This is a genomic window from Desulfosoma sp., assembly GCA_037481875.1.
Lineage (GTDB): Bacteria > Desulfobacterota > Syntrophobacteria > Syntrophobacterales > DSM-9756 > Desulfosoma.
The window spans coordinates 21,858-46,961 of record JBBFKY010000006.1 but is presented as its reverse complement, the minus strand read 5'-3'; the positions used below and the strand labels follow the sequence as shown (position 1 = coordinate 46,961).

General features: G+C 52.5%; 22 protein-coding genes and 1 riboswitch. Of the genes, 8 read left to right on the top strand and 14 right to left on the bottom strand.

Annotation, left to right across the window (positions count from 1 at the left end; translation table 11 throughout):
* Positions 1–20 precede the first annotated feature (20 nt).
* A complete protein-coding gene (locus WHS46_09500; protein MEJ5348909.1) occupies positions 21–470 on the bottom strand; it encodes an Hsp20/alpha crystallin family protein in 450 nt (149 codons plus the stop codon).
* Positions 471–813: 343 nt separating this feature from the next.
* Between WHS46_09500 and WHS46_09495 the strand changes: the two genes are divergently transcribed.
* Positions 814–1,668, top strand: a complete 855-nt coding sequence (locus WHS46_09495) for a DUF3786 domain-containing protein (protein MEJ5348908.1) — start codon at positions 814–816, stop codon at positions 1,666–1,668.
* A 135-nt stretch (positions 1,669–1,803) separates the two neighbouring features.
* Here WHS46_09495 and WHS46_09490 read toward each other — a convergent pair whose 3' ends face one another.
* Positions 1,804–2,685, bottom strand: a complete 882-nt coding sequence (locus tag WHS46_09490; protein MEJ5348907.1) for a hypothetical protein — start codon at positions 2,683–2,685, stop codon at positions 1,804–1,806.
* Positions 2,686–3,014: 329 nt separating this feature from the next.
* Here WHS46_09490 and WHS46_09485 point away from each other — a divergent pair, with 329 nt between their 5' ends.
* Positions 3,015–3,266 carry a zinc ribbon domain-containing protein gene (locus WHS46_09485; protein ID MEJ5348906.1) on the top strand — a complete coding sequence of 84 codons (252 nt, stop codon included), beginning with the start codon at positions 3,015–3,017 and terminating at the stop codon, positions 3,264–3,266.
* 47 nt (positions 3,267–3,313) lie between these two features.
* Here WHS46_09485 and WHS46_09480 read toward each other — a convergent pair whose 3' ends face one another.
* A complete protein-coding gene (locus WHS46_09480) occupies positions 3,314–4,492 on the bottom strand; it encodes a CaiB/BaiF CoA-transferase family protein (GenBank protein ID MEJ5348905.1) in 1,179 nt (392 codons plus the stop codon).
* A gap of 103 nt (positions 4,493–4,595) precedes the next feature.
* Positions 4,596–5,648 carry a signal recognition particle-docking protein FtsY gene (gene ftsY / locus WHS46_09475; GenBank protein ID MEJ5348904.1) on the bottom strand — a complete coding sequence of 351 codons (1,053 nt, stop codon included), beginning with the start codon at positions 5,646–5,648 and terminating at the stop codon, positions 4,596–4,598.
* A gap of 123 nt (positions 5,649–5,771) precedes the next feature.
* Between ftsY and WHS46_09470 the strand changes: the two genes are divergently transcribed.
* Positions 5,772–6,410, top strand: coding sequence for a class II aldolase/adducin family protein (locus WHS46_09470; GenBank protein MEJ5348903.1), 639 nt, complete (start codon positions 5,772–5,774; stop codon positions 6,408–6,410).
* On the opposite strand, the gene WHS46_09465 is transcribed toward WHS46_09470, so the two are convergent.
* Together WHS46_09465 and WHS46_09460 are read right to left on the bottom strand one after the other, a co-directional pair.
* Positions 6,405–8,420 (bottom strand): acetate--CoA ligase family protein, encoded by a 2,016-nt coding sequence (locus WHS46_09465; GenBank protein MEJ5348902.1) that lies wholly within the window; start codon positions 8,418–8,420, stop codon positions 6,405–6,407. The genes WHS46_09470 and WHS46_09465 overlap by 6 nt on opposite strands.
* 19 nt (positions 8,421–8,439) lie before the next feature.
* The gene (locus tag WHS46_09460; protein MEJ5348901.1) at positions 8,440–8,850 is read right to left on the bottom strand and encodes a thioesterase family protein; all 411 of its coding nucleotides are present in this window, start codon (positions 8,848–8,850) and stop codon (positions 8,440–8,442) included.
* Positions 8,851–9,271: 421 nt separating this feature from the next.
* Here WHS46_09460 and WHS46_09455 point away from each other — a divergent pair, with 421 nt between their 5' ends.
* A complete protein-coding gene (locus tag WHS46_09455) occupies positions 9,272–9,766 on the top strand; it encodes a rubrerythrin family protein (protein MEJ5348900.1) in 495 nt (164 codons plus the stop codon).
* A gap of 162 nt (positions 9,767–9,928) precedes the next feature.
* On the opposite strand, the gene WHS46_09450 is transcribed toward WHS46_09455, so the two are convergent.
* The 8 genes from WHS46_09450 to WHS46_09415 form a co-directional block, all read right to left on the bottom strand.
* A complete protein-coding gene (locus WHS46_09450) occupies positions 9,929–10,843 on the bottom strand; it encodes a beta-1,6-N-acetylglucosaminyltransferase (protein ID MEJ5348899.1) in 915 nt (304 codons plus the stop codon).
* Between the two features lie 373 nt (positions 10,844–11,216).
* Positions 11,217–12,044 carry a CoA-transferase gene (locus WHS46_09445; GenBank protein ID MEJ5348898.1) on the bottom strand — a complete coding sequence of 276 codons (828 nt, stop codon included), beginning with the start codon at positions 12,042–12,044 and terminating at the stop codon, positions 11,217–11,219.
* A 13-nt stretch (positions 12,045–12,057) separates the two neighbouring features.
* Positions 12,058–13,035, bottom strand: a complete 978-nt coding sequence (locus WHS46_09440; GenBank protein ID MEJ5348897.1) for a CoA transferase — start codon at positions 13,033–13,035, stop codon at positions 12,058–12,060.
* Between the two features lie 189 nt (positions 13,036–13,224).
* The gene (locus tag WHS46_09435; protein MEJ5348896.1) at positions 13,225–13,668 is read right to left on the bottom strand and encodes a DUF4442 domain-containing protein; all 444 of its coding nucleotides are present in this window, start codon (positions 13,666–13,668) and stop codon (positions 13,225–13,227) included.
* 84 nt (positions 13,669–13,752) lie between these two features.
* Positions 13,753–14,724, bottom strand: coding sequence for a universal stress protein (locus WHS46_09430; protein ID MEJ5348895.1), 972 nt, complete (start codon positions 14,722–14,724; stop codon positions 13,753–13,755).
* Positions 14,725–15,032: 308 nt separating this feature from the next.
* Complete coding sequence (locus WHS46_09425; protein MEJ5348894.1) at positions 15,033–17,039, bottom strand: ATP-dependent DNA helicase; 2,007 nt, start codon at positions 17,037–17,039, stop codon at positions 15,033–15,035.
* A gap of 8 nt (positions 17,040–17,047) precedes the next feature.
* On the bottom strand, positions 17,048–19,465 hold the full coding sequence (locus WHS46_09420; GenBank protein MEJ5348893.1) for a PBP1A family penicillin-binding protein: 2,418 nt from the start codon (positions 19,463–19,465) through the stop codon (positions 17,048–17,050).
* A 100-nt stretch (positions 19,466–19,565) separates the two neighbouring features.
* Positions 19,566–21,095, bottom strand: a complete 1,530-nt coding sequence (locus WHS46_09415; GenBank protein ID MEJ5348892.1) for a YifB family Mg chelatase-like AAA ATPase — start codon at positions 21,093–21,095, stop codon at positions 19,566–19,568.
* Positions 21,096–21,231: 136 nt separating this feature from the next.
* Here WHS46_09415 and WHS46_09410 point away from each other — a divergent pair, with 136 nt between their 5' ends.
* From WHS46_09410 to dfsP, 4 genes are all read left to right on the top strand, one after another.
* Complete coding sequence (locus tag WHS46_09410) at positions 21,232–21,876, top strand: DnaJ domain-containing protein (GenBank protein ID MEJ5348891.1); 645 nt, start codon at positions 21,232–21,234, stop codon at positions 21,874–21,876.
* A gap of 71 nt (positions 21,877–21,947) precedes the next feature.
* Positions 21,948–22,523: an NUDIX hydrolase gene (locus tag WHS46_09405; GenBank protein ID MEJ5348890.1), complete on the top strand. Its 576-nt coding sequence runs from the start codon at positions 21,948–21,950 to the stop codon at positions 22,521–22,523.
* A gap of 7 nt (positions 22,524–22,530) precedes the next feature.
* A complete protein-coding gene (locus WHS46_09400) occupies positions 22,531–24,252 on the top strand; it encodes a glutamine--tRNA ligase/YqeY domain fusion protein (protein ID MEJ5348889.1) in 1,722 nt (573 codons plus the stop codon).
* Positions 24,249–24,941, top strand: coding sequence for a DUF166 family (seleno)protein DfsP (gene dfsP, locus WHS46_09395; GenBank protein ID MEJ5348888.1), 693 nt, complete (start codon positions 24,249–24,251; stop codon positions 24,939–24,941). The genes WHS46_09400 and dfsP overlap by 4 nt, the downstream gene beginning before the upstream one ends.
* A 29-nt stretch (positions 24,942–24,970) precedes the next feature.
* Positions 24,971–25,072: riboswitch (TPP riboswitch) on the top strand.
* Positions 25,073–25,104 lie beyond the last annotated feature (32 nt).

Sequence of the window (25,104 nt, the reverse complement as noted above, 5' to 3'; positions counted from 1 at the left end):
GTTGATCCTCCTTAAAGGTTTCAGGTTTCAGCACGCACAGGCACTTTGCGTGAGGCCACAGGAGTTTTGGGAACAACGATGGTCAAAACACCGTCACGATAGTCTGCCGAAACCTTTTCCTGTTCAATGTTTTCTGGAAGCGACCACTGCCTTTTAAAAGGACCGCTCGGTCTCTCACGCAGGATCGTTTCGTAGCTTTTGTCCATCCCCTCAGGTCTCGTTCCGGAAAGGACCAGGGTATCTTGAACCAACTCTAAAGAGAAATCGGCCTTTGAGACACCCGGAAGATCCACCACAGCCGTCCATTTTTCTTCGTTTTCAAAGACATCTGCTACAGGTTCCCATACCGGCATCGCTTCTGCCATGTCCGTGTCGGGCTGCACAGCTTGAACGGTATCCTGATACAAAGCGTCCATGCGCTCTTTCATGGAAAAGAGTTCGTTGATCCATCCCTCGCTAGCTAACCTCATTCTACCCAGCCTCCTTCCAACGCCTGTGGCCTGTGCGTACGACGCACGGCTAATCTGGCGCCTATTCATCATATAAGTTAGAAAAGCTTCAAGGGACCGTCAAGTTAAACCAGTCAGCCATGAAACGTGTCACGATGATGAAGCTCCTGGGAGCCCAAACCATTATCTTTAAAGGGTTCCTCGGTATTTGTCTGCCAATAAAAAAGGCGATATTTTCCCTAGGAGCGCAGACCTCCAGCTCAATCGATGTGCTGGCGGGACGATGTCGCTTAGGGGAAAAGAGAGTGCCGGGATGCGCTTTTGGCCAAAGTAGATTTTTTCGGGTTTGGAGAAAGGATGGATTGTGGACGAGAAAAGAGAGCTTCTCAAGAACCGCCTTGTTCCCTTAGACATCTATAAAGCCACCCCCAAGACAAACTGCGGGGATTGCGGCCAGCCCACCTGCTTGGCCTTTGCCACTCAGGCTGCGGTGGGAGAAATTCCCTTGGACGCATGCCCCCATATGGCTGAAGAAGCCAGGGAAAAATTTAGAGAACGTCTGCAACGCCAATTGGATAAGGGTATCGGTAAAAAGAGAGAAAGTTTCGAAAAAACGCTCGAGTTTTTGCGTGCATCGCTTGGTCCATGGATGACTGTGGAAAATGCTGTGGCCCTCGGGGCTTCATGGAATCCAGGTCCTGATGGAAAACCTGCTTTGCGTATGCCGTATTTGGATGACGAGGTGCTTGTAACGGAAGAAGATGTGCAGTCTGTGAACGGGCGCCCCTTGAGCCCCTGGGAAAAGATCTTCTTGTACAATTACGTTATTGGTGGTGCCGTGGAACCTTCTGGGCGATGGGTAGGGATGGAAAGCCTTCCCAATTCTGTTTCCAAGATCAAGAGTCTTCGAGCCCACTGCGAGGAGCCTTTGGCCAAAGCTTTTCCTTGTCATCCTGAGTCTTTACGGCAAGCTGTCGCGCCTCTCTTTGAGGAATTGTCTGCCAAGAGCGGCGAAGCCGACTGGACCGGTGAATGTGGGCTTTTGCCCAAGGTGCGCCTTCGATTGCTGTGGTGGCCTGAGGATGAAGAGGAAGGCTTTCCATCGAGAGTGAAATTTCTTTTTGACTCCCGCGTCTTGGAAACCTTGGATCTGGAATCGCTGCTTTTCGCCTGTGAACAGGTGACCGAGAGAATCCTCGAAAACCGTCAAGGACGGTAAGACCTCGCTCTTTTATAGGAGCCTCCACGCCGATGGGGGGGCCTTATTGAGGTAGCGACGAGAGCGACATGGTTTCAATGGCACCCTTCTGCAAAGCCGGGAAGGCACACCATCTGCTCAGGGCGAGAAATCCGCTCAGGGCTGAAAATCCCAGACGGATTTCAATGCCATGACGGCTTTTTTCTTGATGATAGGCAATGTCTCGGGGTCTATTTGACGAAAGCCGTGAACCAATCGCAGATAGTCCGCAAAGGCTTCCCCAAGACCCAGCTGATGCACGTAGAAGCTGCCCGAGTCATATCGCGTGCCATGCAGACCGATAAATTCGGTACAAAGGGTTGCATGAATCTTTCGAACGACGGCTTCAATCTTTTGATTTTCCCAGAAAATAGGATCATGAAATCGGGTGATCACGCTTTCAAACAGGAATCTGAATCCTCGAGGGGATAACTCTTTGCGGATCAAAAATGGGTATGCGTAGATGATTTCTGTGACAGAAAGATCCTGAGTCAGAGCGAATTGAGCGATTTTTTCCAAAATGATTGGGCCCCACAAAAGAACGTGAAAAAGTGGGTTGGCCCGAGGGCTTGAATAGTAAAAGGAACAGAGTCCTGCCGCGAGGCCGAGCCAAAAGGTCTGTGTCGGTGCTGTCAGGCTGTGGAAATGTTTGGCTTGGAGACAAAATTCCCTGGCACATTTTTCTTCGTAGCCCGTAAGGTGCCGCAGATCCCGACCCTCGTTTCGAGCGGGATGGAGCAAACATCCGATAAGTTGGCCTTTGGCGTCCAGGTATCCCAAGGCCCAACAGGAAAATCCCACAATGGATCTTGAGGAGAAAATGTTCTTTGAAATGGCGTCGCGGTTTTCGCGGAATTCACGCTTCAAGGAAGACACCCAGTTCAAAGGATCGTAGCCATGGGGCCGTATAGGGGGACAGCAGCCGAAGCAGCTTCGGTCGGCATCGGGAGCGCACAGGCTCAAAGGGCATTTCGATGAAACAGCTTGGCTCATCACCATAGGGCCCCCGTACAAATCCATTCCCGGTCGAAAGATTGCGTGTGGAGCTTTGTCTGGGGCGTCGCATGCGAGGCTGAACACACCGGTCTCAACGTTGAAGGAAGAACGGGTTCACGATTCGGGGGTGAAAGCTTGAGGGATTGAGGGATCATGAAACGGAGCCGCTGATCCAGCACAGCTTGACAGTCAGTCGAGCATTCACGGAAAAGGATTGAAGGCAGTCCCGTTAAGGAACCCGAAGAAGGCTCGAGGCATTGGTTGACTTGCCTTGAGAGCTTTGTTAGGGTTCGCAATGAGCTACGCATAAATTTTTCATTTGAGGGAAAAAGATGCCAATTTACGAATTTCGATGTGTCCGCTGCGGCCATATACAGGAAGTGCTTACCTCCAGCTCACAGAACCAGGTGCAGCTCGTGTGTGAAAAGTGCCAGGGGGAAGAGATGGAGCGAGTGCTCAGCCGTGTCAGTTACGTTATGGGGCATTCCTCTTCTTCCGTCCAGGATGCGCCGAGGGTCACGTCCAAGAGCTGCTCTCCGGGAAGCAGCTGTACCACCATTGAACTTCCAGGCCACACGCGCTGAGGTAAATAACGCACGCGCGGCCTTCGTGAAATAAAAGCGCTGTAGACTCACACCACGCCTTGGGATCGAAGCTGATCGATGGTTTCCGGGCTGAGGCCCACTTCGGCGAGCACTTCCTGAGTGTGCTCGCCCAGTTCCGGAGCGTGGCGGCCAAGATGTGAAGGGCTTTCGGAAAATTTAGGGGCACAGCCTAATTGGCGATACGTTCCCCACAGTTCGTGATGCAGTTCCACCACCATTTGACGAGCCTTCATGGCCGGATCAGCCATGACTTCCTCAAGGTTCAGGACCGGTTCGCAGCAACAATCCGTGCCTTGAAAAAGAGCGACCCATTCGGTTTGAGTTTTTTGTTCAAAGACGCTGGCGATGTCTTGGAACAGTTGGCTTTGATGAGGCCCAGGGTCGAAATAATCCGGCCGATCCCAATCGGGTCTGTTCATCGTCTGACAAAAAGCCTTCCAAAATTGAGGTTCCAGAGCTCCCAAGCTCATGAAACGACCGTCCTTGGTGCGGTAAATGTTGTAGCAGGCCAGGCCGTGATTCAGAAGATCATCCCCGGGTGTCGGCGCTTTGCCGTCAGCCAGAAATTTTCCCCAACGCAGGCAATTCCACATGGTTGCGCCGTCGGTCATGGAAATGTCGATCATTTGCCCAAGTCCTGTACGTTCTCGAGCGAACAGGGCCGCCGCGATGCTGAAGGCCGCCATCAGAGCCCCTCCGCCCAGATCCCCGATTTGAACTCCAGGCAAAGCCGGTGCCGGTCCTGGACCGCAGTAGGATAAGACCCCGCTTAAAGCCAGGTAATTGATGTCGTGCCCGGCGCGTTGCGCCCGCTCGCCTTCTTGCCCGTATCCTGTGATGGCACAGTAGATGATCCCAGGGCGAATCTGTCGAAGGGAGGCGTAATCAAGCCCAAGCCGCTTCATCACCCCTGGGCGAAATCCTTCCAGCACCACGTCCGCCGTTTTGACCAGCCGACGAAAGATGTCTTGGCCTCGACGATCTTTAAGGTTAAGAGTTACGGAGCGTTTATTGCGATTGAGGACCACATGAAAGCCGCTGTTACGCCCGATTTTGGGAGGCCACCAGCGGATGTAGTCACCCACCTTGGGATCCTCAATCTTGAGCACGTCCGCACCGAGATCCGCCAAGAGCATGGAGCAAAAAGGTCCGGGAAGAAGTCGAGAAAGATCTAAGATCCTCACACCTTCAAAAGGTCCTGCCACGGTTGCCTCCTGACCACATAACGCCTGAATGATCGCATCCTACCTTTTCTTTTATCTTGACGGGTTGCGCGAAAGATCGTTGGTCGACATGACGGCATAAAGGTTAGAGCACGGCTCGAGCGAAAGCCGAGGGATCAAAAGGTCGTAGATCTTCCAAGGCTTCACCGATACCGATGTATCGCACGGGCAATTTTAATTCATGACAAATGGGAACAATAACCCCTCCTTTGGCTGTTCCATCCAGTTTGGTCAAAATCAAACCCGTGACCCCTAAAGCTTCTCGAAAAAGACGGGCTTGACTCACGGCATTTTGACCTGTGGTGGCATCCAAAACGAGAAGAATCTCGTGAGGAGCTTCGGGCATTTTTCTTTGAATGATTCGGTGAACCTTTTTTAATTCTTCCATGAGGTTCACCTTGGTGTGCATACGTCCCGCCGTGTCGATCAAGACAATGTCTACATGTCGCGCCAGTGCCGCATCCAGGGCGTCAAAGACCACAGCGCTTGGGTCTGCGCCGCTTTGCTGACGAACAATGGGAACCTGAACACGCTCCGCCCATCGTTCCAGTTGTTCTGCGGCTGCGGCACGAAACGTGTCGGCAGCAACCAGCATGGGGGTCAATCCGTCTTGGCGGAAATGATGGGCCAGTTTGCCGATGGTGGTGGTCTTACCCACTCCATTGACGCCGATCATCATGATCACAAAAGGCTTAGCTCGAGAGGGATCCAAGGGAGCTGCGTTCACCGTGAGGATGGCTTCGATTTCTTCTCTGAGAGCGTCGCGAAGTTTTTCCGGATTCTGCAATTCCTTTCTCTTGACCCTTTCCCGCACACGCTCCAAGAGCAGCTGTGTTGTCTGGACCCCCAGATCGGCCGTAATCAGGATTTCTTCGAGATCTTCCAACAACTCGGCATCAATTTGTTTCTTCCCCAGAATCAAACGATCCACACGGTCCGCCAGCCGCTCTCGGCTCTTCGCCAACCGATCCCGAAGACGCGCCAATAACCCCCGTTGCGTGTCTTGAGGCTCCGAGACGCTTAGTTCAGCTTGAACTTCCGAAGACCCTTCCGTGACAGGCTCGGTTTGAGCTCCATTCGATGGTCTGTCCTCGCCATCTTTCTTTCGAAACCATTTAAGCATAAAAGGCCTTTCCATGTTCTTCGTGTTCCATCATCGGCGACTGATTTTTCTAGCCGTTGCGAAAAAGACTTTCATAACGTAGCATAGGCGCTGGAAAAATTAAAGAATATGCGCACACGCTTTTTCGGGAGGCTCACCATGGAACCAAGGGAAGCAAGTGCTCGAGAGGAGATGGTCTGGGCTTGCCAAAAACTTGCCGCGGCTGGTTTGATAGCGGCTAGTGATGGGAATGTGAGTTGCCGACTGGATAAGGGAAGGTACCTCATCACCCCGAGCGGTGTTCCTAAGGTGGAAGCCAAAAGCGAGGATTTTCTTGTCATCGATGAGACAGGTGCTGTGATTTCAGGGGATGGAAAACCTTCCAGCGAATGGCGGATGCATCTTCTCGTGTACGAAAGGCGATCGGATGTGCACGCGGTGGTTCATGCGCACCCTCCCCTGCTCACGGCCATGACCTTGGCTGGAGTTGATTTTCCCGCAGACGTTTTTCCGGAAGTGTGGGTTACCGTTGGACTTGTTCCCACGGTCCCTTACGCCACTCCATCGACCGAGGAGGTTCCCCGATCCATCATGCCCTTTGTGGAGGCTCACCAAGCCGTATTGCTTGCTCGACATGGATCGCTTACCATGGGCAGGGATATACGCCAAGCTTATTACCGACTGGAGAAATTGGAACACGCCGCCAAAAGTCTTCTGGCGGCGTGTATCTTTGGAGGACGTTTACCCGAGCCGCTTCCTGTTGACCAATTGGAAAAGCTTACCCTCCTCTTTTCATGATTTCCAGATGATGCGAGCGTCGGCAACCAGGACGCCTTCCGAATAGGCAAACACAGGATTAAGGTCGATTTCCACAAGGTTTTCGTAGGACTCGGCCAATTCGGCCAACTTCAAGATGGCATCCACCAATGCGTTTTTATCAACCGGCGGAGCTCCACGGTAGCCGTTGAGGAGTGGAGCCCCTTGAATTTCTTCCAGCATGGCAAAGGCATCCTCTCGACGAATGGGAAGGAGCCTCAAGGTAACATCTCGAAACAGTTCCACCGTCACACCACCCAAGCCGAACATGAGAATGGGCCCGAACTGGGGATCCCGATTCATGCCTAGAATAACTTCCAGGCCTGAAGCCACCATGCTGGTGACCACGACCCCGCGAATGCGAGCCTGTGGCATCATCTGACGGGCTCGGCTCATGATGCCTTCGTAAGCCGCTCGAACATCCTGTCCGGATCGAAGATTTAACCGCACACCTCCTACGTCCGATTTGTGAAGAATGTCCGGTGAATCGATCTTGAGGGCCACGGGAAAACCCAATTGATGCGCCACATGGACAGCTTTGCCGGGACTTTCGGCAAAACGATGGCAAATACACTCAAAGCCGTGTTTTTCAAGAAAAGCAAGGGATTCGCTGAGACTGGACGCCCGGCCTTGCACATGGCCTTCCACAAAGGTGGTCCGAGCCGGCTTGATACGCTTTGCTTTGGGAAGACGCTGTGCCAGGGCTCGAACACCCCGTTCGGGGGTGGGAAAAACCGGAACACCCTTGTGATGCATCTTTCGGCGTTCCGCTTTTTCCACTTCAGCGCCCCCCAAAAAAATCACCAATTCATCCGCCTGCGGTGTGACCACATCGGCCGCGTTTTCAACGGGATCCCCGAAGATCACCCCCAAAATGTCGTAATAGGGCCGAGCCCGTTCCATCACGGCTTGATACATGGCGGCGTTGGCGTCCCCTGTAAGGTCCAAGGGATTGGCGCGAATGGCGTGAGCCGGAATCACGCCTTCCAGAGCTTCGGCCAAATCGGGTGGAAGCGGTGCCACATCAAGCCCTTCCTTTTCCGCACAGTCCGTAGCCAGAATCCCTGCGCCTCCCGATGTGGTGATAAACAAGATACGGTTTCCCGCAGGTTCCTTCAGATAGGCAAAGGCTTTTGCGAAATCATAAAATTCCTGAATATTTTCCGCACGGACCACACCGTGACTTTGAAAGAGTGCCCCATAGACGCCATCAACTCCGGCTAAGGATTTGGTATGAGACTCGGCGGCCACTCTTCCTTTGGGAGTCCTCCCTGCTTTCAGAACGACCATGGGCTTGGATGACATCTGGAGCGTTTTTCGAAAGGCATCGGGCCTTTTGATACCTTCTACGTAGAGAGCGATGACCCGTGTGTTGGGATCGTTTTCGAAGTACTCAATCAGATCCGTCTCATCCACGTCAGCACGGTTGCCCAGGCTTACAAAACACGAAACCCCCAGTTCTTCATCGGAAAACCAGTCCATCATGGCGGCACCTACCGTGCCGCTCTGACTGATCACGGCCACGTGTCCTTGTGTCTGAAGCAAGGGCCAAGAAGCACACAAGGGGTGATAAGGATTGTTGACCCCTTGACAGTTGGGACCAATAAGACGCAGATTGCCGGCTCGAGCGATGTCCGCGACCTGCCTTTGCAGGGCTTCTCCCTCCGGTCCAGCCTCACCGAATCCTCCCGTGATGATGATCGCCCCTTTGACAGCTTTCTCGACGCATTCAGTGATGGCCTGAGGCACCAGACGTGCCGGAATGATCACCACTGCCAAATCCACCGTATCCGGAATATCCTTGACACTTCGAAAACACTGTAGCCCCAGAATGGTCTCACTTTTGGGATTGATAGGATACACAGCGCCTCGAAACCCACCGTTCAAGATGTTTCTTAGAATAATGTTTCCGTATTTTTCAGGGCTTTCTGAGGCTCCAATGACGGCCACACTGCGTGGCCGAAAAAAAGCGTCCATCTGATGAGATCCCATGGCGCCCTCCGTTTTTTGTTCATGAGGAGGAAATCTTCTGGGCTTTTTCCTGGACTCGAACGTTGAACTTATCGGCCTTGATGATGAATCTTTCGTGGGTTGCTTCTCCAATTTTTTCCACTTCGTCAAAGGCTTCTAAACTAAAAATCACTTTTCGGCCTTCAATGGCCGTGATCTCGGCCACCACCTTGACCTCCATGCCCAAAGGGGTAGGAGCCAGGTGCTTGAGATTCATGGACATGCCCACCGACTGCATGCCAGGTTCTAGATGTTCATCGATCAATTCGGCGCAGACTTGTTCCATCAAACCTCCCAAAAACGGCGTAGCGAAAACATCCGGCAAGTTGTGAAAGAAACGTTGCGCGGAGTGTTCCGGGCGCGTTTTCAAAGTTAGTTCCCTCTTCATTCCCACAGTCAGATCTTTGCCCATGAATCTTTCCTCCCCTTTGTGGACATGAAGGTTTTCTTCTTCAGGCAGCGTTTTTCACTGCAAAAGACGCTGCACCAACGCACCATGAGAAAACGATGTCACAAGACAAAGCTGCTGGAATGAGCGTTCATACGAATATGGCGAGACTTCAGCGCTGGAAGAGGAACACTAAGATCTTTTCAAATCTTGACGGCCCTGTCAAGAAAGCTCGCACCGCCTGAGCCCGCACTCGGTGGCACCACGAATGTTATAAGGTTTTTCGGCTGCTGAAAACACTGAGATGCTTGCCCGTTTTTTCGCAACTTGCTGCACATTGACAGGGTATGGGGGGGTTCCTAACTTTAAGCATGTTGATCTTTGAACCCTATGAAGGCACACATTAAAACGCTTGATTCACTCAAAACGCCAGAAGGAGGCCCAAATGTCCAAAACCGAAAAGCATCTCAAGGAAGCTTTCGCCGGCGAATCCCAGGCCAACCGCAAGTATTTAGCCTTTGCTGAAAAGGCTCGAGAAGAAGGTTACCCGGGAGTAGCCAAGCTCTTTGAAGCGGCGGCTGCCGCCGAAACCGTGCATGCCCATAAACATCTGCGGGTTCTCAAAGGCATTCGAAGCACACGGGAGAACCTGCAAGAGGCCATCGCCGGGGAAACCCACGAGTTCAAGAGCATGTACCCTCAAATGATCGAAGACGCCAAGGCCGAGGGAGAGCGCCAAGCTGAGATCAGTTTCACCTATGCCAACGAGGTGGAGAAAATACATGCGCAGCTTTACGAAGATGCTTTGAAGGATCCTGAAAATTTTCCGGTCAAGGACTGGTTTGTCTGCCGCATCTGCGGTTACACCATCGCTGATGAGCCTCCGGAACGATGCCCCGTCTGCGGTGCCAACAAGAAAAACTTTTTCAAAGTGGAATAGGCAAACAGGCCCGAAACGATGTGACTCCATAGAGTCGCAAAGGGCCGAGCTTTATGAGCCGGCGGGTAAGTGGTGCTTGTAAGTCGAGGAAGGGGGAGAGACCCGAAGGCCTCCTTCCCCCGCCGCGTTTTCCTCCCCGACGACTCTTTCCCTCACAAGGGTTCACGCCTTTGCCTCCAAGGCTTCCCTTTCGACGATGATTTGATCCAATTCTCGAACCAAATCGTCGGCATTCTCGGAAAACTTGCGTGCAAAAAGAATCTCTCCGGGCCCATAGGGATCATCGTCTGGAAACCGTGTCGTGGACCTGAAAAATTCCAGATGTTTCCTCTGTATCCATTCCGGGCTGCGACCACGGGCACTCCAATCGGCATAGGTAAGGTTCCTTTGGGTCCGTGCGGCGAAGGGAGAATTACCAAGAATGGTCTGTAACATCATCTCGTCCGGACAATAGGTGTGTCTATAAAATTCAAAGAAATCCGGGCGTCGATTCAAAAAATCCACAAGATACTGCGCGGCTTCACGGGTCAAAGCCCAAAACATGGACCCTCCGTAAGGCTGAAAATTTCCAAGAACTTTTCTGTAATTGCGTCGCGGCCATAGGCCGAGCTTCATGAGTGCTTTGGCTGCAAAGAGAATCCAGGACGGAGTGGTTGGTTTCGGCCGATAATAAGTGAGACGGGTCAAAGGTTTTCCAAGGGATTTGGAAGGCATGGGCACAAGATTCATGTATTCGGTATCCGGGTGTTTTTCAAAGAATTGTTCGATCCACTGAGCCGAACGGATAGGATAATCGGAGCCGCTCAGTAGCACGAACCTTTGGAATCCTTGCGGGTTTTCCAAAGCTTCTTGAAGGACGATCAAAATGGCTTCCACGGTGCTGAAATCTCCCCAATAGACGGGGACACGCTTTTGAGAAAAGATGACATCGGATTTTGAAACCGCCTTGTAAGGGCTAATGTCATATTTCTTGTCGATGTGCACGAAAAAGGCGCAGTTGGGCCTATCAAGGGCCCTGATAAGACGTGGAAAATGTCGTGGATTGTTGTAGGCCACAATCAGGTAGGCGATCCTCATGGTTTTTCCCCTTTCCTCAAACACCGACTCTGTGGGGTGCGTCATACTTCCTTCAAGGGGGTGCAGCGCTACCTATGATCTTTTTTCAAGCGGCCGTTCTTACAGACTGGATTTTGTCATGGAGGGAATCTTAGGGCAAAGGAAGTTTTTCGGCCGCAAGCATGTCCGAAAACCGATTTTTTTCATGGAAGCGCCGACGTCCGGCCTGAAGAGTGAGCGTGCCAAAGACCAGCGTTTTCAGGAAAACCTCGACTGCCCTTATTGTCGGAAAGCCGAAAGTGAGGCTGCTAAAAAGCAAGAGCTTTCCCGGCCGGATCGGGCCGAAGGAAAGCTCTTTCTGTTTCGAGTCCATGTACTTTTGTACCTGAAAGGATCAATCCTTTCGAGGTTTAGCCAAAAAAATTTCTTCGGGATCCAAAACGTTGTGAATAAGATGAATTTCTTCGTAAGTCGGGGGCACCGTTTCTCCGTTCACACGGGAAATGTCCAGGTCAAACTCGCACATTTCCTGTATCTTTTCGGGGCTCATGCCTGGATGGTAAGTATCAAGGTACATGCGGCCTGTTTGTTCATCAAAGCGAAAAACGCCGGCCGTGCTGATGACCGCACTGGGTCCGCCTCGAAAGGCCGCACCGTAGAGTTCCCGGCGATGCACCCATTCACCGGAGGGCCACTTCTTGACACGCCATCCTGGACTGGTGATGTAGCTTACCTTCTTGGGAAAGCGCCGTTTTTCATGCACCATGATATAGACGGTGCGTTTCGCGAAAGAGTTGATGTCGGGATTGCCACCGCTTCCTGTGAGCCGAAGCAGCGGATTCAAATAATCGCCGATGGCGGTGGTGTTGACGTTCCCATACTCATCGATTTCGGCGCCGCCTAAAAAACCCAGATCCACGTAGCCCCTCTGGGCGATACTGAAAGCTTCATAGAGACCCGAAGCCACGGAGGCTCCCACCTCACACCGTGGGTCTCCCACCGACGTGGGCAATTCTTTGGGACGGCCGTCTAAAGTCCCGGCTTCGAAAATAAGCTTAAGACGCGGAGCATGGGTTCTTTGGGCCAGCATAATAGCGATCATGGGCATGCCGGTGCCGGCGAAAACCACTTCGTTGTCTTTGACTTCCCGTGCCGCAGCCACAGTCATAAGATCCCCAAGGGTATATTCGCCGGGCTGGGCCAGCTGCTTCATATCTTTCATAGCAGATTCCCCCTTACTTTCGTCCCCGTTCAACGCGTGTGCTGTAGTTGAGAACCGTATTGGCTTTCAGGCGGGCGAGTCGAGGCACCCCGAGTTTGTTCAGGTAGCCGTCGTGGTTCATGCCAAAGATCCACTCCTTGGCAAATTCGTTGAACCCTTCCTGGCTTCGTGTCTGCACGTAAAAGTTGCGCAAAAACTCTCCGTCCACATCGTAGAAGCGAAACATACCTGTTGGATGAGCACACCAAGGGCATTCCACGATGTAGTCCACCTGAAAGCTGGGAATCTTGTTGAGATGAGATTCATGACGCAGGTACTCTTCGGGGACGATTTCTTCGGCGATGGCAATGGTAACGTCCGCCGCACGGGCCACTTCAGGGTCCGTAAAGAATTGACCTGCAATGCGCACCGTGCCTTCATCTCCCACTTGTTGAACAGCCAGGACGGCCACGTCCACTTTGGCTGCAGGAACCAAGATTTGTTGGCCGTCACCAAAAAAGGGATCGTCGATCACATGGTATTTCTGACGGGGAATCTTGGGATTTTTACCGTTTCTCAGACCGGCTCGTCCCAGCATGTCATAGTCGGGATTATGAATGTCGGTCCCGAGGGAAGTTTGGGTAGCCATGAAGGGCATGCCGGCAGCGGCGGCCTGAAATCGAAAGGTCATTTCGGCATGACTGTAATCTTCGTAAATAATTTCCTTTTGACGAACCCGCCTAGCAAGGTTGGCTCCGTACTTACCGTAAATCTCGTGGCCGATCCAGCAGGATTCCCACACATCCACGCACCCTGCACCGATAAGAAACTCCGAGTGCGGGCCGCTATTGACCTCGATCAAATGGAGATGTCGACGTTTTTGGCGAATGAGTTCATAGACCAGCGCGCAAGGGCGACGCCAAATGGTGAAGCCGGAAAAGGTCAGAAGTGTGCCGTCTTTGATGATTTCGGCGGCTTCGCTGAGACGAATCCTTTTGGTTCTGCTTGTCATGGATTTTCCACTCCAGATTGAGCATGAGCTGTCGCACGGAAGACTTGTCCCGATGAGAAAACGAACGGCCGCATTCACAAGAAAATCTGCTTGAAACCAAAACCGACGCTTGTCCCCTCCTTTCCTTGATGCACGCTGCGGAGGACCGGCGGTTCGAGGGGCCCTTCCCTCCCACAGGTCCTTCGAGCCTTAGGTTTTTTTTCTCACATACAGAACTTTTTCCACACGAGCCACCACATCGCCTTGGCTGTCCAAAACCTGGACCGTAAAGGTGGGTTGATACTTTCCACCATCTTTGACTTTTTCTTTTATTTCTTCCAAAACCTTTTCCTCAAGCTTAAAATGCGCTCGCACGGTTCCTCGGCCGGGTTTGACAAAATCGATGGTGGCGGCTTTGTCCCACACGATGTAGTTGGGACCAAGGTTTTTCATGAGCATGAGCATGTAAAAAGGATCGACCATGGCATAAAGGCTGCCGCCGAAATGCGTGCCCACGTAATTGCGATTGAAAAACCGAAGCGGCATTTCCACAAAGATTTCTCGAAAATCCTGTGAAACACGTCGCACACGGACGCCGGCTCCAAGATAGGGTGGATAGAGATTGAGCAACCAGCGGAACATACGATGATTCACGACGATCCCCTCCTTAGTAAGCATGCGCAGTCTCGGGCATTATGAGCACTGAAGCCTTCTTGTCAAGGACCGATCCTAAAGCCTTCAGCACGCCCTGCCCACAAGGGAAAGATGCACCCCTCGAGCATGCTGAAGCACCTTGTTGGCGTGGCTGCCCACAAGAAAGGGTTTTTTCTCGCGAAGACTACGTTTGCCCATCACCACGACTTCATATTGGCCGCTGTCGATATGGGCGAGCAGATCGCGGGCCACACCTTTTTGCAAAGGAACGACACGGCACTCAATAGCGTTTTCCGAAATACCCTGCGAACGCAAAACCTCTCGAGCTTCATCCATGAATTGATCCACCTGACCCCGTCTTTCTTCCTCCCAATGACGTTTCCATGTTAGCCGTGCCGCCCGCTCTTGCTCATCCAAAATATGCCCGTCATCCCAAAGAGCTGGCGGAACAGGCGGCAGAATGTGCAAGAAGGTGTAACGCTTATTGGGTATGGGAGCGATCCACTCGCCGACGTAATAAGTCAAGGCTCGGCATTCAGGATGCGATTCTACAGCGATCAGTACATGGCCTGTGGAAGGGGCATCCGGGTCCATAATCCAAATCGTTCGGTGTTCTTCATAGTGTACTACGCGGGAAGAGACGCTTCCGATAAGAATGTTTTCAGCAGGGGACAAGCCTCGACGACCGACCGCGATCGACGAAAATTTTCTCTCTCCCGCCACTTTGATGATTTCCTGGGCTGGATCCCAAGTGTCCAGTCGGCACAGAGTCTCAATGTTCGCCTCGTCAAACCCGAGTTCCACAAAGGCTTCTCGGTACCGATTGGTGATGCTTTGACAAATCTTTTCCTGAGTTGTTTTGGCAATCCGTAGGGAAGTTTCGGCATCCCAGAGTTCGCCCGGATACAACATGAGGTGCTGTTGGACGCAGTGGAGAATCGTCCAATGACAATCCCTTCGATCCTTGAAAAATTGGCCGAAGCGCTTGGCCGCTCCAAAACAGCGCTCCGATGCGTCCACGGCCAGAAGGAAACATCTGTGATTGTAAGCCGCCATAAGATCCCCTCCTTTCCACCCAATGCATACCTGAGAGCCGAATTGTTTCTGGCGTCTTCGGTAAGGCTTTTGACAAAAGTATAACCAATACTCAGTGGCAAGGATAGGCGGTAGGAGCGTGTTCGAGAACTCGCCATACCAAGGTCTTTAATGCCATTCCAAGGTAGGGGGCGAGGCGCCGCCTCGCCCCTGACAAACCTGTAACTGTGTCTTTTCTTGGAGACGCCTCTTGGCCGCTCATTGTGGGGGCTGGGCGCCCACGATCCCATGGACAAATCCCTTCAGAAAAGGGCTTCCGGATAAACAGTTCAAAACGGCAAGGATGAAGGGCGAAAGGTGGCCTCATTGGCATCCTCCAGGGACAGAAGACGCTCTGGAATGGCATCGAGTCGATGGACAAGAGGCATGGCAGGAAGACTATCCAGAAAGATGCGCCCGTACGGTTTGTTTAAAATTCTCGTGTCAAAGAGAACCAGAATACCTTTGTCACGCCGAGTTCGAATAAGACGGCCGAAGCCCTGTTTAAGCTGCAGCACGGCTCGAGGAACCTGGTAGCGATAGAATGCATTGTGACCGGCTAGGGTAAGGCGTTCCACCCTTGATGCAGTGATAGGGTCGTTCGGAGCCTCAAAGGGAAGCTTGTCGATCAGAACGCAGCTGAGACTAGGCCCTGGCACGTCGATTCCTTCCCAAAAGGAATAGGTTGCCAAGAGAACCGAGTGGGTATCCTCTATGAACTGAGAAAGCAGTTTTCTCTTGGGTCTTTCTCCTTGGCACAAAAGCGTGAAAGGGATTCGGTCCACAAGAAGGTCGTGTGTATCATGCATGTTTCGGTAGCTGGTAAACAGAAAAAGAGCACGACCCTGTGTTTTTTGCAGAATTTTAAGAGCTTCTTCGGCCATAGCCTGGCAAAAGCGGTCTTCATGAGGCAAAGGAAACGGTTTGGGAATGTAAAGTGCCGCCTGGTTTTCAAAGTCAAAGGGAGATGGTGCGAAAAGCTCGCGGGCCTCTTCAGGAACCCCCAAACGTTCCCGAGCGTAGCGAAAGTTGGGATGTTGGTTTTCCACGGTCGCCAGTGTCGCGGAGGTCAGCACGACGTTTTTCTTTTGGCTAAAAACCTTTTCAAAGAGAAGGGGGGCCACCTCCAAGGGTGTGGCCCGCAAGGTGAACCCTGAGACATGACCGTAGATTTCAAACCAGTAAACAAGGCCGGGATCTTCCTGAGTGAGGAATTGACCCAGTTTCCATGCTAGAGCCGTGCACCTCGATTCAAGAGAAGCCCAAAGGGGGGATGCATTGGCTGGCTGCTGGACCAGAGGGACAAGATTTTCCAAAGCATCCCGAAGAGCCCCCGCACTTTTTGGAAAAGCGGACTTGGAATCGGAGAGATTGAGGCTCTGTCGGACATTGAGGTTTGTGGCGACGGAACTCAGGCTTTTGGCGATTTCCTTAGTGTGGTGCGCGAGCCTCTCACATGCCGAGGCGACCTCCTTTCGAAGCTGTGTGGAGATTTTAGAATGTGCGGCGGCTCGAAGGAGATCTCGAGTGAATTCCGTGATAGTCCAGCTGGAAAATTCATGTCCAAAAAACAATGCAGCCACATCTTCCACATGATGGGCTTCATCAAAAATCACAGCGGAAAACGATGAGAGCAAATCCACGGAACCGCGTTCTTCGAGGTTCATCATGGCGAAAAACAGGTGATGGTTGACAATGAGAAGGTCGGCTTTGGCCGCTTGCATCCGGCTTTTTTGAACGAAGCACTGTGCGTAATGAGGGCATTGCTGATTCAGGCACTGTTCCCCTCCTGAAGTGATCTCGTTCCAGGCTTGGTAATGATCCGGAAGCCAATCCAGTTCGGAGCGATCACCGGTTTTGGTTTGAGCCGCCCATTGGTGCAAGGCCCCGAACAGGCTGGCTTCTTGAGGATTCAAAAAGGACGGCTGGTAAGCAAATTCTTTGAACCGACGAAGGCACAGATAGTTCTTGCGGCCTTTGAGGGAACACACACGGGCTTTTGGGAAAAAATGCCGCTTTAGAAGAGGAACATCTTTGTCCAAAATCTGGTCTTGAAGAGATTTAGTGGCTGTGGAAACCACGGTTTTGCGGCCGCTCAAAAGCGCCGGAATAAGGTACGCAAAGGTTTTACCGGTACCGGTCCCGGCTTCCACCACCAAAGGAACACCCTCCATAAAGCTTTGCCATACGGCTTCTGCCATAGCCACCTGGCTGGGTCTGGATTCATAGCGAGGCAACGCTTTGGAAAGCACGCCGCTCGGGGCGAAAAAAGACTCCAGGGAAAGGTTTTCCAACATAGTTGATTTTAATTGTTGCCCCAAAAGAGATCGGATTTAAAGAAAGAACCGGAAGTGGTTTCGCCGGCTTTCTCGTCGTAGGACCCTTGCGTCGATGACATGTCCCTGGAGACCGACGGTTGCGTGCCCTCGACAAAGGCGGCAAAGGCCTCACGGTTTCCCGGGGCTTGAGAATCGTCGTTTCTTCTCGGTACTTTGGCAAAAACGATGTTTTCAGGAACAAGAAAGTTTTCCACAGGCGTGTCTCGCAGATATTCCTGCATAAAAGAAAGCCAGATGGGCGCGGCGGCTCTGCCTCCGGTTTCTTTGGGTCCCAAAGAAAGGCGGTGATCGTCATGGCCCACCCACACCCCGGTCAACAGCTCCGGTGTATAACCCACGAACCATGCATCTTTCAGTTCATTGGTGGTTCCTGTTTTTCCCGCAGCAGGTCTATTGATGCTCTGAACAGAACGCCCGGTGCCTTCACGGATCACCCCCTGCAAAATATCCGTGAGAATGTAAGCCGTTTGCGGCGACAAGGCCCGTTCCTGCCGGACCTGGTGTTTTTCCAGAAGCCGGCCGTCTCGGTCGTAGACCGCTTCCACCAAATAAGGTTCCACTCGCATGCCCTGAGCGGCAAAAGCCGAATAGGCAGTGACCAGTTCCCACAAACTGACCCCTGAAGAACCCAAAGCTAGGGACAGGGTTGGGGTGAGTGGGGAACGTATCCCCAAGCGCCGTGCAGTTTCATGGACATCATGAATGCCCACATTTTCCAAGAGCTTGATGGCCACAACGTTGCGTGAATGAATCAAAGCGTCACGAAGCGTGATGGGGCCCCAAAAAGCGTTGTCGTAGTTGGCGGGTTTCCACGGACCAATCAAGCTCGGGTCCTCTTTGACGATGGGTGAATCAATGAGCATGGAGGCCGCCGTATAACCTTTTTCCAAGGCTGTGGCATAAATGATGGGTTTAAACGCCGATCCCGGTTGCCGATAGGCTTGTGTCGCTCGGTTGAATTGGCTCCTGGAAAAATCCTTCCCGCCGACCATGCACACCACTTGTCCCGTCTGAGGATTCATAGCCAGCAAGGCACCTTCGGCCTGAGGTTCTTGTTCCAAGGAAACTGTCCATGGTGTGGTGTCAGAGCCTTGAGCTTCCACACGAACCCACAGGAGATCCCCTTTGGAAAAAAGCTGCTTGCGGGAAGCAAAATATCCGGAGGCCCATTTTGCAGTTTTAAGTGGGAGCACAGCTTCTCGTTGAGGTCCGAGATGGACGCGACAAGTGCGCTCCTTCGCGTCACAGCCCACAACAACGGCTTCCACCACATCCCCCGGTTTCGGCTGCGGGTACTTTTTATTCAAACCTTGGGAAAACTCAGCCATTTCGGCCTCTGCCACCCTCCCGTGAGGACCTCTATAGCCATGTCTTTTGTCCAGCTGGCGAAGCCCTTCCAAGAGAGCTTTTTCAGCAAGGCGCTGGGCTCGTACATCCATGGTGGTGTGTATGGATAGGCCTTCTCGGTAAAGCATTCGAGCGCCGTATTTTTGTTCCAAGAGCCGCCTAACTTCCTCGGTAAAGCTGTTCATGGGGTAAGAGGACTCCTGGGAGGATTCCACGAGATGCAAAGGTTCCTGACGCACTCGCAAGGCATCTTCTTGGGACAGGAACCCCACTTCCACCATACGATCCAGGACGTATTGCTGACGTTCCAAGGCCTTGCCCATGTTCTGAAAAGGGTTGTACCGGCTTGGGGCTTTGGGCAATCCTGCCAGCAGGGCCGCTTGAGCGAGGGTCAATTCGTGAGCGCTTACACCGAAATAGGTACGTGCTGCAGCTTCCACACCGTAAGCTCCTGAGCCCAGATAGATTTGGTTCAGGTAAAGGTAAAGAATTTCGTCCTTAGTCATGGAACGGTCAATGCGGTAGGCCAAAATGGCCTCCTTGATTTTCCGCACCCATGTGCGTTCCGGGGATAGCAGCAGCGTTTTCACGACCTGCTGCGTAATGGTGCTACCGCCTTGAACGATGCCTCCCGCCTCGATATTTTTGATCATGGCACGCAGGATGCTCCCGAAATCCAAACCCTTATGTTCGTAAAACTTGGCATCTTCAGCGGCGAGAAAGGCTAAGATGACGTGCCGGGGAATTTCTCCAAGAGATCGAACATATCGACGTTCAGCGGCAAATTCGCCGATCACCGTGCCGTCCGCGGCATACATGGTGGTGACGATTGCCGGACGGTAATCGCGCAAAGACTGAATGCTGGGCAGAGATCGTTCCAATTGAAAGTAGGCTGCGGCTCCCGCAAGTGCGCCCAAGATGCCGAGAATCAGCAGAACGGCGACGGCGCCGAGGATTTTTCCTGCCCGAGGCGGTCGTTTTACCGAAGACAATCCATGCTTGGCATGCTTGGTGGAACTTCTATTACGGTGCTCCATGGTCGAATCGCTTTCAATTTCTTAAGCTCTTTTCAAGGTTCCTCTTGCAACTCTCTACACTAGCCAACTTCCGCTTCAGGGGAAAGCAGGAATCTTTCGTTTATATCCAAAAGGTCCGATCCAGGGTTCGATATTGGACGGCTTCAAGAAGATGATGGGTGTACACGGTGTCGCTTCCTTCCAGGTCCGCGATGGTTCGAGCGACCTTGAGAATCCTATGGTAAGCTCGAGCGCTCAGGTGCAGGGTGTCCATCGCTTCGTGAAGGAGTCGTTTGCCCTTGGAATCGATGGCACAATAGCGTTCTACGTCCTTAGGGCCCATAGCGGCGTTGGCATAAATGCCGGTCTTGCCAAACCGAGCCCTTTGTCTTTCTCGAGCCGCCATCACCCTTTGGCGTACCACTCGTGACGGCTCGGCCCTATCGGATCCATGTAAATCTTCCACCGCCACAGCGGGAACATCTACATGCAAGTCGATGCGGTCGAGAATAGGCCCCGAGATGCGGCTACGATAACGCTGAACTTCCAATGACGAACACCGACAAGGTTTTTTGGTATCTCCGGCAAACCCGCATGGGCAAGGGTTCATGGCGGCCACAAGAGTGAACCGAGCCGGATAGGTCAGGGTCATGGAGGCTCGTGCGATGGTTACTTGGCCGTCTTCCAAAGGTTGGCGTAACAAGTCCAAAATGTTTCGACGAAATTCAGGAAATTCATCCAAAAAAAGAACGCCATGGTGAGCCAAGCTCACCTCTCCGGGACGAGGCACATGACCCCCACCGATGAGTCCTGCGTCGGAGATGGTATGGTGAGGATGACGAAAGGGGCGGCGTGCAATCAAAGGCTGATCACGAAGAAGTCCTGCCACGCTGTAGATCTGGGATGTTTCCAAGGATTCTTCCAAACTTAAAGGGGGAAGAATCGTCGGAAGACGTTGCGCCAACATCGTCTTGCCGGAACCCGGAGGGCCGATCAACAAAAGATTGTGTGAACCCGCCGCAGCCACTTCTAAAGCTCTTTTGGCATACTCTTGCCCCTTGACGTCCGCCAGATCCAGAGATTCTTCATCGTGCGTAGAGAAAAAATCGGTCGCGGATACTTCCATTTTGGCCAGAGGCCGAGCGTTTCGAAAATGCTCCACCACCTCGGCCAGATGATTGACAGGAAAAACCTCTATTCCATCAACGATAGCGGCTTCCGGGGCGTTCTCGGCGGGAACGATCATCGCCTCTCGGCACACCTCTCGGGCTCGAATGGCCATGGGAAGGCATCCCGTGACAGCCTTGATACGACCATCCAAGGAAAGCTCCCCAAGAAATATGGGCCGAGCCACCGCGACAGGATCCAGAAAGCCTGAAGCCGCCAGAACCCCTACGGCGATGGGTAGATCAAAGGCGGCTCCTTCCTTGCGCAAGTGGGCGGGGGCCAGATTCACCGTGACTCGGTCCATGGGAAAAGGATAGCCGCAATTAAGCAAGGCACTCTTTACCCGCTCTTTGCTTTCCCGAACAATGCTGTCGGGAAGCCCTACCACGGTGAAAGAGGGAAGCCCGGAGGCCACATCCACCTCCACTTCTACCAAAAAGGCTTGAATTCCTACGACTCCAAAGGCATAGGTCTTGGCCACCATCGACTCAGCGTATCCTTTCCATGAGTTGCGGCTTGTCTTCGTGAATCAGCCGCACTATGATCCTTCCGCTTGGCGGTGTCGACTACTGAAGGGCTTACGACAGGCCCGCACAGGCGCGACGAAGGATAAGAGATTTATGGAACGCTGCTATTATAGCATTCTAGGCGTGTCGACCAAGGCGTCCCTGGAGGAGATCAAAGGAGCCTTTCGTCGTCAAGCTCTGCGCTGGCATCCTGATGTGAACCCCGGATGTGCCGACGTTGCGGAAAAGTTTCGGCGTCTACGTGATGCTTACGAGGTGCTTTCAGATCCGGAAAAGCGGCGGCTCTATGATCTTCGTTGCGGTTACGGGGACCGAAACAATGGCTCAAAAAAGTACGTGTTTCAGTGGTCATGCGGAGTCGGTGAAGCCGTCTTTGAAGCCTTGCATGACCTTGTGGGGGGAGTCCCTCGGCATGAAATGTGTCAACCCCGTGTGGACCTTCGCTTTGATCTGGAGATTCCGAGAAACAAAGCCGTCTCGGGAACGCATGAAAAAATATCTTATGAGCGCAGTGTCTTCTGTCCGAATTGTGCCCAAAACGGCCATAGAGCGGCCGCTCATTCGTGTGAACGCTGCGGCGGGACCGGAGAGATTTTGGAATTGTGCAGCGTGACCGTGGTGATCCCGCCGGGATGTGTCCATGAAATGCGGGTGAGAATTCCTGCGGCGGGGGATTGCCTTCGCCCGGGTTTTCCGCCGGGTGATTTGGTGGTGGTCTGCCACGTGGTTGAGATCTGAGCCGTGAAAAGCTTTTTAACTTTCATGGGTTCCACATAACTTCGGCGGCTAAACAAAACGGGAGGAGTGGGATGGGAGTGCGGCCGTGGAAGGTGTTAGGCAGTGAACGCCTTGACGGCACATCCCTTTTCGGCTTTCGCAGGGACCATGTGGTTTCCCCAAGAACCGGAAAGGAACATCCCGTGTACGTTCTAGAAGCTCCCGATTGGGTGAATGTCATACCCATTACACCTCAAAAAGATGTGGTTTTCGTACGCCAATGGCGCCACGGTGTTCGAGAAGTGACCTTGGAAATTCCGGGGGGTGTGGTAGAGGCGGGAGACAGCGTGGAACAGGCGGCACGACGCGAATTGATTGAAGAAACGGGTTATACCGCTCAATCTTTCGTGGATCTCGGCTACACTTTTCCCAATCCGGCCATTCAAAACAACCGGTGTTACACCTTTGTCGCTTTGCATGCCGTTCCTCACACAGACCCTGATCTCGATGCCATGGAAGATATCGAGGTGGTGGTGCATGCTTTGAAGGATGTTCCCGGCTTGGTTAAGGAAGGGAAGATTTCTCATGCCTTGATTGTGGCAGCTTTTTGGAAATTTTTTCTATGGTCTGGAGACTCTAATCTCTTAGAGGCGGTTTGTTCTTCATGAGGGCATTATGAATAAAGGCAAAGAGATTCCGACTGTTTCCAACTTTATCAAAGAAATTATTGAAGAAGACCTGAGAACGGGTAAATACGGTGGACGTGTCCATACGCGATTTCCTCCCGAACCCAACGGATATCTGCATATCGGTCACGCCAAGTCCATCTGCCTGAATTTCGGATTGGCCTTGGAATACAAGGGGTTGTGTAACCTGCGCTTTGACGATACCAATCCCGCCAAGGAAGATGTGGAATACGTCGAATCCATTCAAGAAGATGTGCGCTGGCTGGGATTCGACTGGGGGGATCGTCTGTATTACGCATCGGATTACTTTGAGCAGCTCTATGAATACGCGGTGCAACTTATCCGTCTCGGAAAAGCTTATGTGGATAGCTTGAGCACCGAGGAAATTCGTCAGTATCGAGGAACCCTCACCGAACCGGGAAAAAACAGCCCTTACAGGAACCGATCGGTGGAAGAAAACCTGGATCTTTTTCAGCGCATGCGGGCCGGTGAGTTCGACGAGGGACAGCATGTTTTGAGAGCCAAGATTGATATGGCTTCACCGAACATCAATATGCGTGATCCTGTGATCTATCGTATTAAGAAAGCGTCCCATCACAGGACGGGGGATACATGGTGTATTTATCCCATGTACGATTTCGCCCACTGCCTATGTGACTCCATCGAGGGTATCACCCATTCCATCTGCACCCTGGAATTTGAAGATCATCGTCCTCTGTACGATTGGTTCTTAGATGTATTGGGGGTTTACCACCCTCAGCAGATAGAGTTCGCTCGCCTTAATTTGAGCTACACGGTTCTGAGTAAGCGCAAACTGATTCAGCTGGTCCAGGAAGGCGTGGTGGAAGGTTGGGACGACCCACGCATGCCCACTATTTCCGGCTTACGGCGCCGGGGGTACACGCCGGAGTCCATTCGTAGGTTTTGCGAACTTATCGGTGTGGCGAAAAGGGACAGTGTGGTGGATGTGGCATTGTTGGAACATTGCGTGCGCGAGGATCTTAATAAAAGGGCGCCACGAGTGATGGCGGTTCTGCGCCCTCTTAAGATGGTTATCGTGAACTACCCTGAAGACAAAACCGAAGAACTGGAAGCCTTAAACAATCCTGAAGATCCTTCCATGGGGGTTCGAACCGTTCCTTTTTGCCGAGAACTTTACATTGAACGCGACGATTTTAGAGAAGATCCGCCGAAACAGTATTTTCGCCTGGCTCCAGGCCGGGAAGTTCGGCTGCGTTACGGCTACTACGTGACCTGTGTGGACGTGGTGAAGGATTCTCACACGGGAGAGGTTAAGGAAATTCACTGCACGTACGATCCAGCCACACGTGGCGGATGGTCTCCTGACGGCCGCAAGGTAAAAGGAACCATTCACTGGGTTTCGGCACGCCACGCCTTGACGGCTCAAGTGCGCCTTTACGACCGTCTTTTCACCAAAGAAAACCCTAGTGATACAGAACCGGGAAAAACCTTTTTGGATTACCTTAATTCAAATTCCCTTGAAGTGCTTGAAGATTGTCGTGTGGAGCCCAGCCTACGTAACGCCTCTTTGGGAAAACAGTACCAGTTTGAGAGACTTGGCTATTTTTGTGTCGATACGCGAAGCTCCAATCCTGACCGTTTGGTGTTCAATCGTATTGTTTCCTTAAAAGATACCTGGGCCAAGATTGAAAAATCCCTGAACAAGGGGCACGGGACGGAGGTGTCATGAAAAGGCCGCAAAAAATTCTGGTTTTCCAGCAAAAGGGCAGCGGGGAACCTAAGATCGCAGGCGTTCGGAGATACGGCGACGGCCTTTACGAGATTCAGATCGTCAATATCGATGAAATGCTTCCCTCGGTCCTGGATGATACCCAGCCCTATTTGCCCGAGGTCTTGGATGCGGATCTGGTCTTGGACTATCTCAAACACCCGGATTTGTCCGAGGATCTAGCCAAGAAATGTGCGGCGCTTCATATTCCCGTAGTCGCCTCCGGAAAGAAGGTTAAAGCAGCTGGAGTTTACACACCTCCCACCTGCTGCGGCCTTTCTCGGCCGGGTCGGCTGGGGGTATACGAAGAACGTTTCGGAGCTCCGGAAATTGAGGTGGTTTTGGAAAACGGGCGCATCCAAAGAGTTTTGGTGCGTCGTGGAGCACCGTGTGGCGCCACGTGGGAAGCTGCGCGAAAAATGCAAGGGTGCCGCGTGGAGGAGGCTCCTGTCCGTTATGGACTGGAAGTTCAGTATTTCTGCGTAGCCGATCCTTCTGGATGGGACCCTCTGTATGGAAAGAGTCCCGTCCACTTCGCGGGTCACGTTCACAAAAAGGCTATGGCCAGAGCTCTCAAGGACGCCGGTGTTGCTTTGGCATCTTGCGAAGATCAGAAAGATACGGCGATCCAGGAAGAAGTTTGTATTTGATTCATTCCATTTAATTTGTTAGTTAACTCATGATCGCCAGGGGGCGTCCTCGAGAAAGGTGAGGGCTGAGAAGGTACCCCTTGAACCTGATCCAGGTCATGCTGGCGGAGGGATTGGCGAACGGAGCTCCTCATCGGAATCCCGCCGGCCGCCGTTCAGGCGG